Annotated in this window: 18 protein-coding genes; 15 read left to right on the top strand and 3 right to left on the bottom strand. The window is 39.5% G+C overall.

Annotation, left to right across the window (positions count from 1 at the left end):
* Positions 1-4: 4 nt before the first annotated feature.
* From MHI04_RS13490 to MHI04_RS13435, 12 genes are all read left to right on the top strand, one after another.
* Entirely contained in the window at positions 5-541 is a 537-nt protein-coding gene (locus MHI04_RS13490) for a cob(I)yrinic acid a,c-diamide adenosyltransferase (protein WP_058844520.1), read from the top strand.
* 361 nt (positions 542-902) lie between these two features.
* Positions 903-2,402, top strand: a complete 1,500-nt coding sequence (locus MHI04_RS13485) for a cobyric acid synthase (RefSeq protein ID WP_036120068.1) — start codon at positions 903-905, stop codon at positions 2,400-2,402.
* Positions 2,399-3,235: a class I SAM-dependent methyltransferase gene (locus tag MHI04_RS13480; protein WP_342534926.1), complete on the top strand. Its 837-nt coding sequence runs from the start codon at positions 2,399-2,401 to the stop codon at positions 3,233-3,235. The genes MHI04_RS13485 and MHI04_RS13480 overlap by 4 nt, the downstream gene beginning before the upstream one ends.
* Positions 3,236-3,333: 98 nt before the next feature.
* Complete coding sequence (gene rnz / locus MHI04_RS13475; RefSeq protein ID WP_340809835.1) at positions 3,334-4,266, top strand: ribonuclease Z; 933 nt, start codon at positions 3,334-3,336, stop codon at positions 4,264-4,266.
* A 303-nt stretch (positions 4,267-4,569) separates the two neighbouring features.
* Positions 4,570-4,800, top strand: a complete 231-nt coding sequence (locus MHI04_RS13470; RefSeq protein WP_036120078.1) for a hypothetical protein — start codon at positions 4,570-4,572, stop codon at positions 4,798-4,800.
* Positions 4,801-4,914: 114 nt separating this feature from the next.
* Complete coding sequence (locus tag MHI04_RS13465; protein ID WP_036120081.1) at positions 4,915-5,496, top strand: TetR/AcrR family transcriptional regulator; 582 nt, start codon at positions 4,915-4,917, stop codon at positions 5,494-5,496.
* Between the two features lie 83 nt (positions 5,497-5,579).
* A complete protein-coding gene (locus MHI04_RS13460) occupies positions 5,580-6,959 on the top strand; it encodes an MDR family MFS transporter (protein ID WP_036120084.1) in 1,380 nt (459 codons plus the stop codon).
* Positions 6,960-7,049: 90 nt separating this feature from the next.
* Complete coding sequence (cdaS, locus tag MHI04_RS13455) at positions 7,050-7,670, top strand: sporulation-specific diadenylate cyclase CdaS (RefSeq protein WP_036120087.1); 621 nt, start codon at positions 7,050-7,052, stop codon at positions 7,668-7,670.
* A 98-nt stretch (positions 7,671-7,768) separates the two neighbouring features.
* A complete protein-coding gene (locus tag MHI04_RS13450) occupies positions 7,769-8,212 on the top strand; it encodes a MarR family transcriptional regulator (RefSeq protein WP_036120090.1) in 444 nt (147 codons plus the stop codon).
* A gap of 52 nt (positions 8,213-8,264) precedes the next feature.
* Positions 8,265-9,206 (top strand): ring-cleaving dioxygenase, encoded by a 942-nt coding sequence (locus tag MHI04_RS13445; RefSeq protein WP_036120093.1) that lies wholly within the window; start codon positions 8,265-8,267, stop codon positions 9,204-9,206.
* Between the two features lie 16 nt (positions 9,207-9,222).
* The gene (locus MHI04_RS13440) at positions 9,223-10,278 is read left to right on the top strand and encodes an LLM class flavin-dependent oxidoreductase (RefSeq protein ID WP_101966785.1); all 1,056 of its coding nucleotides are present in this window, start codon (positions 9,223-9,225) and stop codon (positions 10,276-10,278) included.
* 13 nt (positions 10,279-10,291) lie between these two features.
* The gene (locus MHI04_RS13435) at positions 10,292-10,858 is read left to right on the top strand and encodes an NADPH-dependent FMN reductase (protein WP_058844525.1); all 567 of its coding nucleotides are present in this window, start codon (positions 10,292-10,294) and stop codon (positions 10,856-10,858) included.
* 60 nt (positions 10,859-10,918) lie between these two features.
* Here the strand turns inward: MHI04_RS13435 and MHI04_RS13430 are convergent, their stop codons facing one another.
* Entirely contained in the window at positions 10,919-11,944 is a 1,026-nt protein-coding gene (locus MHI04_RS13430) for a DUF2332 domain-containing protein (protein ID WP_342534923.1), read from the bottom strand.
* Between the two features lie 122 nt (positions 11,945-12,066).
* Here MHI04_RS13430 and MHI04_RS13425 point away from each other — a divergent pair, with 122 nt between their 5' ends.
* Together MHI04_RS13425 and MHI04_RS13420 are read left to right on the top strand one after the other, a co-directional pair.
* Entirely contained in the window at positions 12,067-12,930 is an 864-nt protein-coding gene (locus tag MHI04_RS13425) for a LysR family transcriptional regulator (RefSeq protein WP_342534922.1), read from the top strand.
* A 112-nt stretch (positions 12,931-13,042) separates the two neighbouring features.
* Positions 13,043-13,321 (top strand): DUF1450 domain-containing protein, encoded by a 279-nt coding sequence (locus tag MHI04_RS13420; RefSeq protein WP_080717045.1) that lies wholly within the window; start codon positions 13,043-13,045, stop codon positions 13,319-13,321.
* 50 nt (positions 13,322-13,371) lie between these two features.
* On the opposite strand, the gene namA is transcribed toward MHI04_RS13420, so the two are convergent.
* Positions 13,372-14,382 (bottom strand): NADPH dehydrogenase NamA, encoded by a 1,011-nt coding sequence (gene namA / locus MHI04_RS13415; RefSeq protein WP_340809179.1) that lies wholly within the window; start codon positions 14,380-14,382, stop codon positions 13,372-13,374.
* Between the two features lie 48 nt (positions 14,383-14,430).
* Positions 14,431-15,234, bottom strand: a complete 804-nt coding sequence (gene proC / locus MHI04_RS13410) for a pyrroline-5-carboxylate reductase (protein WP_058844529.1) — start codon at positions 15,232-15,234, stop codon at positions 14,431-14,433.
* Positions 15,235-15,581: 347 nt separating this feature from the next.
* Here proC and MHI04_RS13405 point away from each other — a divergent pair, with 347 nt between their 5' ends.
* Positions 15,582-16,571 (top strand): MBL fold metallo-hydrolase, encoded by a 990-nt coding sequence (locus tag MHI04_RS13405; protein ID WP_170829910.1) that lies wholly within the window; start codon positions 15,582-15,584, stop codon positions 16,569-16,571.
* Positions 16,572-16,573: the final 2 nt, after the last annotated feature.

The raw sequence follows: 16,573 nt of genomic DNA, 5'->3' as shown, positions 1-16,573 counted from the left end.
TCACATGGCAAGAAAAGGCTTGTTTTTAGTATATACAGGTGAAGGAAAGGGCAAAACAACGGCGTCTCTAGGTGTCACATTACGTGCAGTTGGCCGTGGCTTAAATGTGCGCTATATGCAGTTTATTAAATCACCTGAGCGTACGTACGGTGAGCAAATTGCCCTTCGCAAGTTAGGTGTGGAAATGGAGCAAATGGGTATCGGCTTTACATGGACAAAGACACCTGAAGAGCATCGTGCTGCCTTAGCTAAAGCATGGAAAAAAACGAAGGCCGCCCTGCAAGACGACAGTATTGATTTATTGGTGCTAGATGAATTAAACAATGCATTGGCTATCACCAAGTTTCCTATCGATGATGTCCTTCCACTAACAGAAGTCATAGAGGCGATCCAGCAACGTCCATCGACGATGCATTTGGTGGTCACAGGTCGAAGCGCGAACCCTGCCTTAACGGCAATGGCTGATTTAGTGTCAACCATCGACGCAACAAAGCATTACTATGATGAAGGCATCCCAGCGGTGAAAGGGCTAGAATTTTAAAGCCCTTCACCATTGCTGGGTGAAAAATATACGCGCGGAGTGGAGAGAAATACTCGCGCTTGCCCAAAGAATACTTGCGGAGCGAAGGGAAATACTCGCGCTTGCCCAAAGAATACTCGCGGAGCGAAGGGAAATACTCGCGCTTGCCCAAAGAATACTCTCGGAGCGGAGAGAAATACTCGCGCTTGCCCAAAGAATACTCGCGGAGCGAAGGGAAATACTCGCGCTTGCCCAAAGAATACTCTCGGAGCGGAGAGAAATACTCGTGCTTGCTCCGAGAATACTCCCGAAATGAAGGCAAACCCGCACAGCTCTAATACAATATACTGCGTTACACCAATAATGACGGAGGAAAGTGACTATGCCAGCTAAATCGATTATGATTCAAGGAACGGCTTCCGATGTTGGAAAAAGTATGATTTGTACGGCACTTTGTCGTATATTTTCGGATGATGGACTAAGTGTTGTCCCGTTTAAATCGCAAAATATGGCTCTTAATTCGTTTGTTACGAAGGATGGTGGCGAAATCGGCCGTGCACAAGGGGTGCAGGCAGAGGCAGCCCGTGTTATTGCGACGACTGATATGAATCCTATTCTGCTGAAACCGAAGCAAGATATGATGTCTGAGGTCATCGTTCATGGTAAGCATTTTTTAAATATGGATGCCAAAAGCTATCGCAATAATTTTGTGCAAGAGGCAATGCCAATCGTTGAAAAATCTGTCCGTACGCTACAAAATACATATGATGTCATTGTCCTAGAGGGGGCAGGTAGCCCAGCTGAAATTAACTTAAAGGATCGCGATATTGCTAATATGCGAATGGCACATTTAGCAGATGCAGCGGTAGTGCTTGTTGCTGATATAGATCGTGGTGGGGTCTTTGCCTCGATTGTTGGTACACTGGCGTTGCTAGATGATGAAGAGCGCGCCCGTGTTAAGGGATTAATCATCAATAAATTTAGAGGCATGCGTGAATTATTAGATGATGGTCTTGAATGGGTGGAGAGAGAAACAGGTATCCCGGTGCTTGGTGTGATTCCTTATGTCAATATCAATATTGAAGCAGAGGATTCCCTCGCATTATCGTCATTACGCTTTAAAAAGCCAAAACCAGGCGAATTTACTGTCGATGTAGCGATGATTCGTTTACCCCGTATTTCAAACTTCACTGATATTGATCCCTTTTTCGATGAGCCAGAAGTAGGTGTACGTTTAATTGGCAATGTCCATGAGCTAGGCACACCGGATTTGCTTATACTGCCAGGTACAAAAAGTACAATGGATGACTTAGCTTGGTTAAAAGCACAGGGCTTCGATCAAGCTATTACCCATTTACGTGAGCGCGGCACAAAAATTATTGGCATTTGCGGTGGTTTCCAAATGCTTGGTGAAACATTACTAGACCCTGAAGCAGTGGAGGGAAATGGTGAAGCTGCAAATGGTCTTGGGCTATTGCCAATGGAAACGATTTTTGTAGGCACTAAAAAAACGGTACAAATGACAGGAACAAGAGGGCAGGATACATTGACGGGCTATGAAATACATCTAGGACGTACGAAAATTTTACGTGATGAAGTATCACCTTTTCTACTGCTAGAGGATGGTCGAGAAGATGGCGCAGTGAGTCATGATGAGCAAGTGATTGGTACGTATTTTCATGGCGTGTTCCATAATCGCACCTTTACTCGTCAGCTTGTCAATGAAATACGAGTGAAAAAAGGGTTAATGGCTTTACCGAATGATGTAAAAAGTGATGCAGAACGAAGAGAGGACGCCTATAATATGTTAGCCGACCATGTTCGAGCAAATCTGGATATGAAAAAAATATATGAAATTTTATCTTTAGAGGTATCTATATGACAAGAAAAGGACCATTAGCCATTAATTATGAGGCATTATGGCAGGAGGGCATGAAAGACTGGCATGGAATGATGCCGGAGCGCATGGTCAATGATCAGTTAGAGGAGCAATTTTGGGCTCAATCCGTTGCACGTAAAAAAATAGGACAAACTGATCCTTATGCCCAACGCATTTTTCAGGAGCTTCAAAAAAGTATTGAGCCACAGCATTCTGTATTAGAAATTGGGCCAGGATGGGGTAATTATACGTTTCCATTGGCTGAGCGAGTGGACAAGCTAACCTGTGTGGATAGCTCTGAAAGCATGCTGCATTACTTACAACAGTGTATGCCTCATCAGGAGCATGTTTCATATGTTCATGCGAAATGGGAAAGTCTAGAAAATGATGAAATTGAGCCACATGATATCGTTTTGGGCGTGAATTGTTTTTATCGGATGTATGAAATTAAAGCCGCCTTATCCCATATGAATCGGCTTGCGAAAAAGCGTGCCATCATTGGCATGACGACAGGTCCTATTCAGCCTCACTATGAGCGATTATATGAAAAGTATGGCTATGAAATTAAGTTTCCTCGTAGAGATTATATAGAATTTTTAAATCTACTGTATGAGATGAATATTTATGCGGATTGTCAAATTATCCCTTTGGAACGTGTCTATGAATATGAAAGCTATGAACAGCTTGTTACAACGCAAAGTAAAAAAATTTTAACGGCAAATGTCCAGCAAGCACATGTGGAAGAAGCTCTCTCACCTTTTATTGAAGAAAAAGAGGGACGCTATTATTATCGTCATGACTTTCATGCAGCCCTTGTCTCATGGCAACCAAAATAAAAGAGAAACCTTTGGAGAAATCTGTTCACCAAGGGTTTTTCTTATTGGGTATGTTAAGGTACAATAAAACGATAGAAACAAGAAGTGAGGTGGCATATGTGCAACTACATTTTTTAGGGACAGGCGCAGGCATGCCTTCAAAAGAGCGAAATACGAGTGCATTGATGATCAAGTTATTAGATGAAGTGAGCGAAATGTGGCTATTTGACTGTGGGGAGGCTACACAACATCAAATCCTACACACATCGTTAAAGCCACGTAAAGTAACAAAAATTTTTATTACACATTTACATGGCGACCATATTTTTGGATTGCCAGGGTTTTTAAGCTCTCGTTCCTTTCAAGGAGGGGATGAGCCTTTAACGATCTTTGGTCCCCCAGGTTTACAGCAATGGATTGAACAAACATTAGCCTTATCTAAAACCCATTTAACGTATCCACTGTATTTTATAGAAGTGCAAGAAGGGATTATTTTTGAGGATACTCATTTTACAATTTATGCACAGGAATTGCGCCATGTTGTACCATGCTATGGGTATCGTATTGAACAAAAGGATTTACCTGGTGAATTATTAATCGACAAGGCACAGGCACTTGGTGTTCCTAAAGGCCCTTTGCTTGGTCAATTAAAAAATGGTTACGATGTCGTGCTTGAAAATGGGCATGTGATTCAAGCAAAAGACGTTGTTGCCCCCTCAAAAAAGGGCTTCACACTGACGATTTTGGGCGATACGAAATATTGCGAAGAGGCCATTCAATTATCAAGGGATGCTGACATCATTGTACATGAAGCGACCTTTGATGGGACACTGACTGCTTTAGCAGCCAGCTATGGTCATGCTACCAATGTGGAAGCAGCACAAGTCGCACAGCAAGCTGGCGCAGACTACTTGCTTTTAAATCATTTAAGTGCCCGTTTTCTTCCACAGGATTTACCACAATTTTTGGCAGAAGCACAGGCAATTTTCCCCCAAACATTACTAACATCCGATCAAGCCATTTTTACTTGGCAAAATAATAAATTAATCTAAACTAATTTAAAAAACATCTATTGATTGACATGCAACTAATAGATGTTTTTTATATATAGTTCTTACTATCACTATTTTCAGTTCGACTCATGGAATGTTTGTTACTAGCCAAGGAGAAAGATATTTGCTCAGAAGGCTAAACATCAAGCGGAAATATAAAAGCATAACTACATTGATCAACCAATTAAATACAACAGTAGAAAAACGCCAACGATTTGCAGGTAAATATAGCGTTTAAAAGGAAAAATATAGTACAATCGATCCTTCACTTCCCGTATAATTGAAAAAAGGGGTGTGGTTTAATTGAATCAACAAAAGATGCCGCCAGCACTATTGCGATTAATTGTTATTTTTCCAAATGTGCTGAGCTATTTATTACTATTCGGATTAATTATTTTTGTCATCTCGAATTATGAAACGCTAAAAGCAACAAATAATTTAACCGTTTGGATTATTTTTATTATCGTATTAGCACCTGCTGCTGCCTACACGACTTTTAGTATTGTGAAGAAAATTCGGGCAGGTCATATGTAGCTCATCCGTGTTGTTATTAGAATGTATTCTAGTAACAACATATTTTTTTTGACAAACTGGACTCTATCATCTATATTTTTGTTAGTCATAACTAACATTTTGGAGGCGTATACAATGAAAAAAGGCACAAAAGATAAAATTCTTGATGCAGCAACAAGTCTAATGACAGAAAGGGGCTATTCGAATGTTTCGGTAAAAGATATTGCTGCCACTGCTGGTGTTAGTGAAATGACTGTCTTCCGTCATTTTGAAACAAAACTAGGAATTCTTCATGCTGTCCTGCAAAGCCACTCATATATCCCATACTTTGAACATTTATTTGCACAAGATTTATCCGGAAACTTAGAGAATGATTTAAAGCAAATTGCTAACACATATCTAGCCTTTATGGAAAAAAATAAACCAATTTTTCTCATTACTACACAAGATAGAAGTATGCTACCAGGGTTAATGGATACAATTTCGGATAACCAAACTAAACAATTACTAAGCTTACTGGCCGTTTATTTTCAATCTCAAATTGAACAAGGAAAGATGAAGGAAATAGATACAAACGGACAAGCCATTGTTTTTTTAACGAGCCTGTTTGGTTTTTTTGTTTCCAATGCGCTATGGGACCAACATTTTCTAAAAGATCAACAAGAAATTTTTATTCAACATTTAGTTGCTACTTTTGTGAGTGGAGTCTGTGTTTAATGGTTCACTCACATAGTTTGCATATATTTTTTAAGTAAAATGTTAGTTATCACTAACTAACATGCTATTTAGGGGGAAGTTTCATGAACGAAAAAAGAAATGTCATAGTAGCAATTCTACTATCTGCAGCATTTGTGTCTATTCTCAATCAAACATTATTACTCATAGCTATGCCACCAATTATGAACGATTTCAAGATTGATGCTAATTTAGCACAATGGCTCACGACAGTATATTTATTAACGAATGGTATTCTCATACCTATTACAGCTTTTCTGATTGGTCGTTTTTCCAATCGATTACTGTTAATAGTGGCTCTCACTTTATTTAGTATGGGTACATTTTTAGGCGCCTTTGCCCCAACCTTTACGGTTTTACTTATGGCTCGAGTTATTCAAGCGGCTGGAGCAGGGGTGATCATGCCCTTAATGCAAACGATTTTATTAACGATGTATCCAAAAGAAAAGCGAGGTTCCATTATGGGGCTAGCTGGCCTTGTAACAGGTTTTGCACCAGCAATAGGCCCAACATTATCAGGCTGGATTTTAGAACATTTTACATGGCGACATCTGTTTTTTACTGTCTTACCCGTTTCAGTTATTGTTTTGACTGTGGCCACGATTTTTATGAAAAATGTCACGACAAAAAAAGAAGGGCAGCTAGATGCTCTTTCTATCGTCTATTCTTCTTTAGGTTGGGGTGGCCTGTTATATGGTTTCAGCATCGCAGGAGCTGTTGGATTTCAATCAATGCCAGTACTTGCATCATTAATGGTAGGAGGAATTACGCTGTTTCTATTTATTAGACGTCAGCTTCAATTGCCTAAACCAATGCTTGAATTTCGTGTATTTCAATCCTCCATGTTCTCTATTACAACTTTTTTATCGAGTTTAGTTTATGCCCTCATGATTGGTACACAAATACTTATCACATTTTATATTCAAAATGTACGGCAGCTGTCGGCACTCGAAACAGGGCTGGTTTTATTGATAGGTGCGCTTGTAATGGGCATATTGTCGCCAGTGACAGGGAAGATTTTCGATAAAGTGGGTGGAAAAGGCTTAGCACTGGTAGGGTTCACCAGTATCTTAATTGGTTCAGGTGCTTTCATAGCATTATCAATGCATACAAAACTTTGGCTACTGGCATGTCTCTTTACGATGATTTCCTTTGGGATTTCAATGATTATGATGCCGCTGACAACCGCTGGCATGAATGCCTTACCTACCCATTTGATGGCACATGCGACAGCGATGAATAGTACATTGCGTATGGTCGGTGGTGCATTAGTAACGGCATTACTTGTAACCATCATGAGTACGGTAACTACTTTACAGCAAGAAATGGGTGTTGCTGATGCTATGCTAAATGGCATTCGCACAGCGTTTATTGTCACAACGATTTTAAGTGCTGTGGGACTACTACTGTCTTTATATATGAAGAAGAAGCCAAATGCCAAATAGCCACCATCTCCATGACGCATAAAAATAGTTTATCGAGAGAAACTAATGGAAGAAGAAGCTTCACAATTTTAGAAAAGAGAGGTGCTTTTTATGAATCCAATAAATTGTGATTTTTCACCAATGAAAGAAACATTAAAAGATGAGCTTCTCCAAGTGATTATGTCCTTACAGCAAAGTGTGCAAGAAATGGATACAGATGCAAATTGTCTCCTTGGCAATTTTGAGAAAATTAAAGAGAGATTTATGACAATTGAAATGAAAGCCGCGACGTTTTATTTAAATTGTTATCTTTCCCCGTTTACAGAAAAGTATCCGGAATTATCACATAGTGTGCAAAATATGTCGTTGAGAAGACATGGTGGTTTAATTGTCATCCAACGACAGGATTCGTTAGTGAATTTGATGCAGCCTGGTATTCATATTGGGGCAGATTTAACGCATTCCTTATTAGAATCCATTTTCTTTCCAGGTAATCCATTACATGATGGAGCGGTACTCGTCAATCAAAATCAAATTGAATCGGCAGCGAATGTACTGCCATTATCAGACCGTCAGACTGGTGAAAAAAAATTAGGAACAAGACATCGTGCAGCGTTAGGATTAAGTGAAGTAAGTGATGCACTTGTGATGGTCGTCTCAGAAGAAACAGGTAGGATTTCTTTTGCTTTTCAGGGAAATTTATACCCGATTACATCACCTGGCATCATATAGGGACTCTCCTCTGTAAAACAATATCTCAAATTCGAGATATTGTTCTTGCAATGTTATCACTTGCGTGGTAAAGTGATAACTGAAGGGAGGATGAAGTCATGAGAAATCATACATTAGGCACATTAACATGGATTCGTATGATGCGCTTTACAACGCAAAGTAACCAGTTATCGAATGAATTTTTAAAGCGTTTCGATTTAACAACGGCACAATTCGATGTGTTAATCCAAATCCAAACGTATGCACCGATCACTCAATCTCAATTAGCAGAGAAAGTAACAGTTACACAAGGTGGCATGTCTCGCATGCTTGCCCGACTTGAAAAAGAGGGACTAATCGAGCGTAAACAAAATTGGAAGACCAAAGCTATCTCATTGACGGCAAAAGGGGAGCAAATGATTGATGCAGCAACACCAAGTCAACTTCACTTCCAATCCTCATTTTTTGAAGAAGTATTATCAGATGAAGAAATAAAATCTTTATATAAAGTGATGACAAAGCTTGAAAAGCATAGCCGAGAAAAAAAATTGCCGCCCGTGTAATTTTTTTTACAACATCACTTGCTTAGTCAAGTGAAAAAGGAGGAACAGTAGGATGAATAAATTAAATGGACACCATCATATATCCATGCTAACGAAAAATGGCAAACAGAATAATCATTTTTATACAACTATTTTAGGGTTACGACGTGTGAAAAAAACAGTGAATCAAGACTCACCATCCATGTATCACTTATTTTATGGTGACTTAACTGGAGCAGCTGGTACAGAATTAACATTTTTTGAAATGCCCGTTGCAGGACGTACAGTGCGGGGCACGAATGCTATTACTCGTATTGGCTTACTTGTACCTAGCTCCGAAAGCTTACTATATTGGAAAGAACGCTTTCAACAGCTAGAGGTAGAACATAGCGATATCACTACTTATGCAGGCAAAGAGGCTTTGTTTTTTGAAGATCATGAGGGATTACGAATGGTGCTGTTAAATCATCAGGGGCATGATACGCCTGCACAATGGCAAGCATGGGATGGCAATGATATACCGGAGGAACATCGTATTTTAGGTATGGGGACTGTTGAAATCACTGTACGCTATTTACAAAGAACCGTGAATTTACTACAAGATTTATTTCACTATACAGTTGTTGCAGAAACGGACAAAGAAACGATTCTGCAATCGATAGAAGGAGAAGTGCTTGGAGAAATTGTCGTCAAAGAATTAGAAGGGCCAAGCGAGAAACCTGGTAAAGGCAGTATTCACCATCTTGCATTACGTGTAGCAACGGTCGAGGAATTACAGGAATGGGATACGAAAATTAAGGCACAGGGTTTGGATAGTACAGGTGTCGTCGATCGTTATTATTTCCAAAGTCTTTATTTCAGAGATCGCAACGGTATTTTATTTGAAATGGCGACAGAGGGTCCAGGGTTTACTGTGGATTCAGCAGTCGAAGATCTTGGAAAAGAGCTAGACCTTCCACCCTTTTTAGAAAAGAAACGTGCAGAAATTGAAGCCATTTTAGAACCACTAGAATAAGGAGAGATGAAACATGATGGAAAAATATCGTATCGATCAATCAAAAGGATTGGAATTTGGGCTGTACTCTTTAGGGGATCATATTCCAAACCCATTAACAGGCGAACGTATTTCTGCCCAGCAACGACTAAAAGAGCTAGTAGAGGCTAGTCAATTGGCTGAGCAAGCAGGCATTGATGTATTTGGTATTGGTGAGAGTCATCAATCGTACTTTACAACACAGGCACATACAGTCGTGTTAGGGGCTATTGCACAGGCAACGTCCACTATTAAATTATCTAGCTCAGCAACTGTATTAAGTGTTTCAGATCCAGTACGTATCTATGAGGATTTTGCCACAATTGATTTAATATCAGATGGTCGAGCAGAAATTGTAGCGGGACGTGGGTCACGTGTAGGAGCTTACCAATTGCTGGGTATTGATTTACAGGACTATGAAGAAATTTTTGAGGAAAAATTAGAGCTACTTATGAAAATCAATGACGAGGAGCTGGTGACATGGGAAGGGCAATTTCGAGCACCACTTCACCATGCGCAAATTTTACCACAGCCCAAAAACGGCTCCTTACCGATTTGGCGAGCAGTTGGTGGTCCACCTGCCAGCGCTATTAAAGCAGGATATATGGGAATTCCGATGATGCTTACAACATTAGGTGGACCTGCTATCAATTTTAAACCATCTGTTGATGCCTATCGAGAAGCGGCAGAACGCAAAGGTTTTGACCCAAATGAATTACCTATTGCCACAACAAGCTTGTTTTATGTAGCAGATACAACAAAAGAGGCATTGCAAGGCATGTATCCACATTTAAATGGTGGTTTCCAAGCCATTCGTGGCGGAGGTTATCCAAAGCAACAATTTGCTCAAGCACCCGATACACGTGATGCTTTAATGGTTGGCAGTAAAGAGCAAATTATTGAAAAACTACTTTATCAGTACGAGCTATATGGCATGCAACGCTTTATGGCACAAATCGATTTTGGTGGCGTACCATTTGATAAAATTATGAAAAATATTGAAATCATCGGTCAGGATATTATTCCAGCGATGAAAAAATATACAGCAAAATAAGGAGTGGCTCATCATGAAAATTGTCGCGCTTGCAGGTTCTATTGTCGGCTCTAAAACAAGAACAGCAACACAGAAAATAGTTGAGATGTTACAAGAAAAATATCCACAGCATGAAGTAACATTACTGGATCTTGCTGACTATCAACTAGTTTTTAGTGATGGACGTAATTACTTCGACTACGAAGGCGATACAAAATATGTAACAGAAACCATTATGGCTGCAGATGCAATTGTTATTGGGACGCCAACATTCCAAGCATCGATTCCAGCGACATTAAAAAATATCTTTGACCTTTTACCTGTCAATGCCTTCCGCGATAAAGTCATCAGTGTCATTGTGACAGCGGGTACATCCAAGCATTATTTAATGGTGGAACAGCAACTAAAGCCGATACTAGCTTATATGAAAGCACACATCGTTCCGACCTATGTATTTATAGAAGAAAAGGATTTTTTACGCAAAGAAATTGTTAACGATGATGTCCTTTTCCGACTAGCACGGTTAGCAGAGGATACAGTCATGGTAGCAGATGCCTTTGCAGAAATTCGGGCAAAAAAAGATGCAGAATATGATTTTTAAAGATTAATAGATGAAACGCTGTGTAAATAGTCTGACACAGCGTTTCTTTTTGCGTCTAAGCTAACTATTTGACCATTCAAACCATCGTGCATGCCCATCTGGACGCGGCATTGTACGTATGGATATGATAGTACCTTGATCTATAAAATCTTGATGAAGTTTTGTATCAAATAAATTGTTATAGCAATGATAAAGAGGCCTCCCCATGCTAATTTCTTTTAATTGCTCTATTAATTTATGACGTAATTCAATGGGGATTTGATTTGCGACATGTGTATGATAAATCACTAACATCGCCTCTTGCTCAATTATTCGACTAAGCTTTTTAATCAGTTGAATCGCATCCCCTTTTATTAACTGAATATCTAATTGATTGATGATGGGGAGGGCCTGTTGGAATAATATTCTACGTTCATGATGTTCAGGCCAAATTAACGCTTGAAGCCATTGACTTTCTACTTTATTTCCAAGATTAATTGGCTTTAAATCGATCCCTATTCTTTGACAAACAATAGGAGATTGGGAAAGGGAGGTAGGCAGTGTTTCACCACGATTTTCCGAGAATAACATATAATCATTTTCCGTATTGATAATGGATAATTGTTGATTGTAGCAATAATTGTAGTGATCCATACCAAGCTGAAGTCCTGCACTTGCGCCTATTTCAATGAAAGCCAATGGTTGTTGATGTTTGGCATAGATTTCAGTCATCATTGGGTAGAGATAGGCACAACGTCGAATTTCATTTGTTTGTACAAGCTTTTCTTGAAACAATGTCGTTAATTCATTTGTATGTGATAGTACGAATGCTTTAAAAATAGGGAACACCTCCTGTATTGGATGAGGGGAGGGTGTTAAAGATGCATAATAATTGGTCAAAGGATCATTGGATGTAGCTAATAAATAATGAACTGCTGCCAACAATAAATTGGGCGCAGGCTGATCCTGTGGGATTGAGGAGGCAATGTCTAACAAATCTTCATCATTGGCAATTTTAGTAGCTAAATGTTCATAAAGGGGGCTTGAGCCTTGACATTCCTGTTGAGCAAACATCTGAAATTGACGACTTAATATAGTGTGCGGCATATGATTCTCTCCTTTTTACATACATAATCAAGTTCATCATCAGTCTATTCTTATTGTATAATTTAGTAAATTAAATATATTTAATAAATTTAATTAATATTTTTAATCACTGAGGTGAAATTTTGGAATATAAATGGTTACAATCTTTTATCGTCGCAGCCCAGACTTGTAATTTTCGTACAGCAGCGGAACAACTTCATTTATCTCAACCAAGTATTACGGTTCATATTCAGCAGTTAGAGGAATTTCTGCATGTACAATTATTTAAGCGCGAAAAAAATCGTGTGCAATTAACAGACGCTGGAAAGCTTTTTCAAGTAGAGGCACAGCAAATGGTCAATCAGTGGGAACAAAGCATTGAACGTATTCGATTAGCAAGTAAAGGTATTCAAGAAAAAATCATTATGGCTATGACCCCGTTAATGGTTGAAACGATTCTGCCGCATGTGATCTATCAATTTATCAATGACAATCCTTCACTTGAGATATCAATTTTAGTAGAGGATTCAGTCAATCAAGATCAAGCTCATATTGGTATTTCATTATTACCAACACGTTATCGACATTGGCATCAAGAGCTGCTGATTGATAGTCCATTAGAGTTAGTAATCCCCCTAGATGCCTATGATGATGAAACAGGCACTTATATTGATTATGAGGAGTTATTTCAAACGTATACTTTATTTACGCATCATCATCCAACAATTTGGGGAGAGCTATTACGTAAATTAAGAGAAACATATATTTTAACGAAGCAAGTATCCATTTCTCAATCTTATGTGGTAAAAAGGCTAATAAAGGATGGGTTGGGGATGTCGTTTTTACCTCGTATGATTGTGAGAAAAGAACGGATGGAGGGACGGTTTAATATAGTTCCTTTTGAAGATTTCCCATTACCGAGTGTACCCGTATACCTCTTTTATAAGGAATCTACACAAGTACCAGATGGATTATTAGATTTATTGCAAACAAGAAATTATTTATAATTCACAAGATGGTCAAAAATGATTTTGAAATGATGCTGTTCAGTGTAAGGGTTTTCATAGACTTTGTCGAATTGTGGTATGATCGTTTTTAAAGAGTAGGAGGTCAATAAACATGGTATTTTCTCTATTTAAAAAAAAGAAAGAACAACAGCAGCTAAAAAATAGAGTGGAGTTTTGTATCACTAATTTATCACTTGGTGCGGCAGATGCGTATGATGAATTAGTAGAACGGGATGATATTGAGATAGAGGAATCTGGTTGTACATCTCACTGTGAAATCTGTGAACAAAGTATTTTTGCGCTAGTTAATGGAGAAGTCGTGACAGCAGAGGACGCAGAGACATTGGTGCAGGCTATTGATGAAGAATTAAAACAAAACCCACTTTTCTAATGAAAAAACAGCTTGCGGGATAACAAGCTGTTTTTTCACTGCAAATCAATTTACCAACCGCGCACGTATTGTACGGGAGGTTGCACTTCTTCGCCTAATTCTTTAGCCGCATGAAGTGGCCAATAAGGGTCTCGTAATAAAACGCGTGCTAAGAAAATTAAATCTGCGCGATTATTTTGGAGAATTTCTTCTGCTTGAACAGCTGTTGTAATAAGTCCAACTGCGCCAGTAGGGATGTTTGCCCCATGCTTAATGGCCTCTGCATGCGATACTTGATAGCCTGGAAAGACATGAATAGCTGCTGGTACAACACCGCCTGTTGATACATCAACCAAATCAACACCTTGAGATTTCATCCAGCGACTAAAAACAATAAAATCTTCCATTGTTGTGCCATCCTCAGCGTAATCTTCTGCAGATACACGTACCAATAATGGCCCATCCCACACACTGCGAATCGCATCGATAACTTGACGAAGGATACGATAACGGTTTTCCTGTGAACCACCGTATTGATCTTGACGTTTATTTGTCGCAGGTGATAAAAACTCGCTAATTAAATAGCCGTGTGCCCCATGAATCTCGAGCACATCAAAGCCAGCCTTTGTGGCACGAACAGCTGCTTGTTTAAACGCTTCTATTACATAAAGAATGTCCTCTTCTGTCATTTCTATTGGTGTTTTATAGTCTGAGCTAAAGGCAATAGCTGATGGAGCAAAAATTTCGCCATCCACCGTTGCTTTGCGACCAGCATGTGCAAGCTGGATGCCTGTTTTAGCGCCGTAAGCCTTCATCCCTTCAACTAGTTGACTTAATCCTTCAATATGTGCATCATCCCAAATGCCTAAATCTTTATTGGAGATGCGGCCTTCTGGCACAACACCAGTAGCTTCCAAGATGATTAACCCAACTTGACCAGCTGCTCGTGTCGCATAATGGACTAAATGAAAAGGTGTCACCATGCCATCGTCTTGCGCTGAATACATGCACATAGGTGCCATAACAATGCGATTTTTTAAGGAAATGGATTGTAATGCATATGGTTCGAATAATTTACTCAAAATAAAGCCCCCTAATTCCTAGTGATACACTCTATTTTGCACATAATATTAACCATTTGCAAGTGAACGAGATCGAGCTTCCGCTTCTTTAATACATGCTTCGATGGCTTCATTAAATTGATATTGCTCTAGTGCCTGAATACCAGCCTCCGTCGTACCGCCAGGGCTCGTTACTTTTTTCCGCAAAACATCCGGCTCATCTACCGATTGCTTGAGCATTTCAGCAGTACCTGCCAGTGTTTGAGTCATTAGTAATCGTACAGTATCTTTAGAAAGACCAACTTTTGTTCCTACTCTTTCAAAGGCTTCCATTAAATAATAAATATACGCAGGACCACTACCAGAAAGGGCTGTAACTGCATGTAATTGATCCTCATCGACTTCAATAACGGAGCCGACAGCCTCTAATAACTGGAGGAAAAGAATACGCTGTGCCGCCGACACCTCATTATTGAATGCTATCCCACTTGCTGACATACCGATTGTGGCAGATGTGTTAGGCATCACCCGTGCAATTGGACGACTTCCTAAAAATTTAGTAATCGTCTCAATAGCAATACCGGCTAGAATCGACAGAACGGCAGAGTGCGTTGTAATTTTAGGTTTTAGATCGCGCATGGCTGCAACAGCATCCTTTGGCTTCATTGCTAAAATGATAAGATCTGCCTGTTGATAAATGGCTTGATCAAACAGGCACTGGACTCCATATGTTTCGTGTAAGAACTGTAAACGTTCTTTGTCAGAGCGATTGGTGACATAGATTTCCTGTGGTGTAAACACCTTTTGTTTTATCCAGCCCTGCATCAATGCTTCTGCCATTGAGCCTGCACCGATAAATACTATTTTTTTCATAAACAAAACCTCCAGTTCAAAATAAAAAAGCGCTCTCGTCCTTATCTTGAAGGACGAAAACGCTCTCGTTTCCGCGGTACCACCTTTGTTTGCCAATTGTTGGCACAACTCTTAGCCCTCTTATCGCAAGGGAAACGGTTATGTTTGCATAACTGCTCAGAAGTAGGTTCGGTAATGGGAGCGGGTGATGTTACTCTCAGCAAATGTAACACTCTCTAACACCTTCACCAGTTACGTACTCGGCTTCTTCAACGCACAAAAATAATTAGATTATTCAAAATTATAGTGAGGAATTAGCAAACTGTCAACAGGAGGATGACGAAAACAGAAAAAACTTGTAAAATAGAATGAATCAGTATTCACTAGCTCGTAAAAAGGGGGAGACAACTTTGTCTATAGTCAAAATAGAAATTCCAACACCCTATGAAGTAGGAGATGTCAATGCATTTATTGTAAAGGGCGATGCACTCAGCATTTTTGATGTTGGACCAAAAACGATGGAAGCCTATGATGCTTTGAAATGGGGAATTCGAGCAGCTGGCTTTGACATGCGAGATATTGAACAGGTTGTGTTAACCCACCATCATCCTGACCATGCAGGATGGGTCGATGCCTTTCCACATGCAGAAATTTTGGGGCATGCCTATAATGATAAATGGCTTCGTCATGATGAAGCGTTTTTAAGCTATCACGAGCAATTTTACAGTGAGCGTTTATTAGAGCATGGGGTACCACAAGAATATATTACAAAAAGTGTACATGTTCGTCGTGAATTAGAGCTTGTGGGTGAGCGCCCATTGACACAAATTTTGGTGGATGGAGACGAAGTGCCCGGTCATCCAGGATTAAAGGCAATAGAAACATTAGGTCATGCACAAAGCCATTTTATTTTCTGGGATGAAAAAACGCATCATGTTATTGGGGGCGATTTATTACTCGAAAAAATAACGCCCAATCCATTAATCGAGCCACCATTAGATCGTACATTAGGACGTCCAAAATCCTTACTGCAATACAATGAATCACTCGAAATTCTACGCCAATTACCCATCAAAATGATGCATACAGGGCATGGGGCCGATTTAGAGGATATTCCTTCTTTAATTGATAAACGATTAGAGCGCCAGCATCAGCAATCATTGAAAGTTAATGAGTTGCTAGGTGACGATCAATTAACGGTTGTACAAGTAACAAAACGCTTGTATCCAGCCATATTCCAGCATCAGCTAGGATTAACCTTGTCCAAAACACTAGGGCATTTAGATTATTTAGAAGCCAATGATTATATTAAATCAACGAAGACCGAAGCAGGTATCTATTTATTTCAAAGGAAGTAGGT

The sequence above is a fragment of the Lysinibacillus sp. FSL K6-1151 genome (assembly GCF_038630755.1).
GTDB lineage: Bacteria > Bacillota > Bacilli > Bacillales_A > Planococcaceae > Lysinibacillus > Lysinibacillus fusiformis_D.
This window is presented reverse-complemented; position numbering and strand designations above follow the sequence as displayed.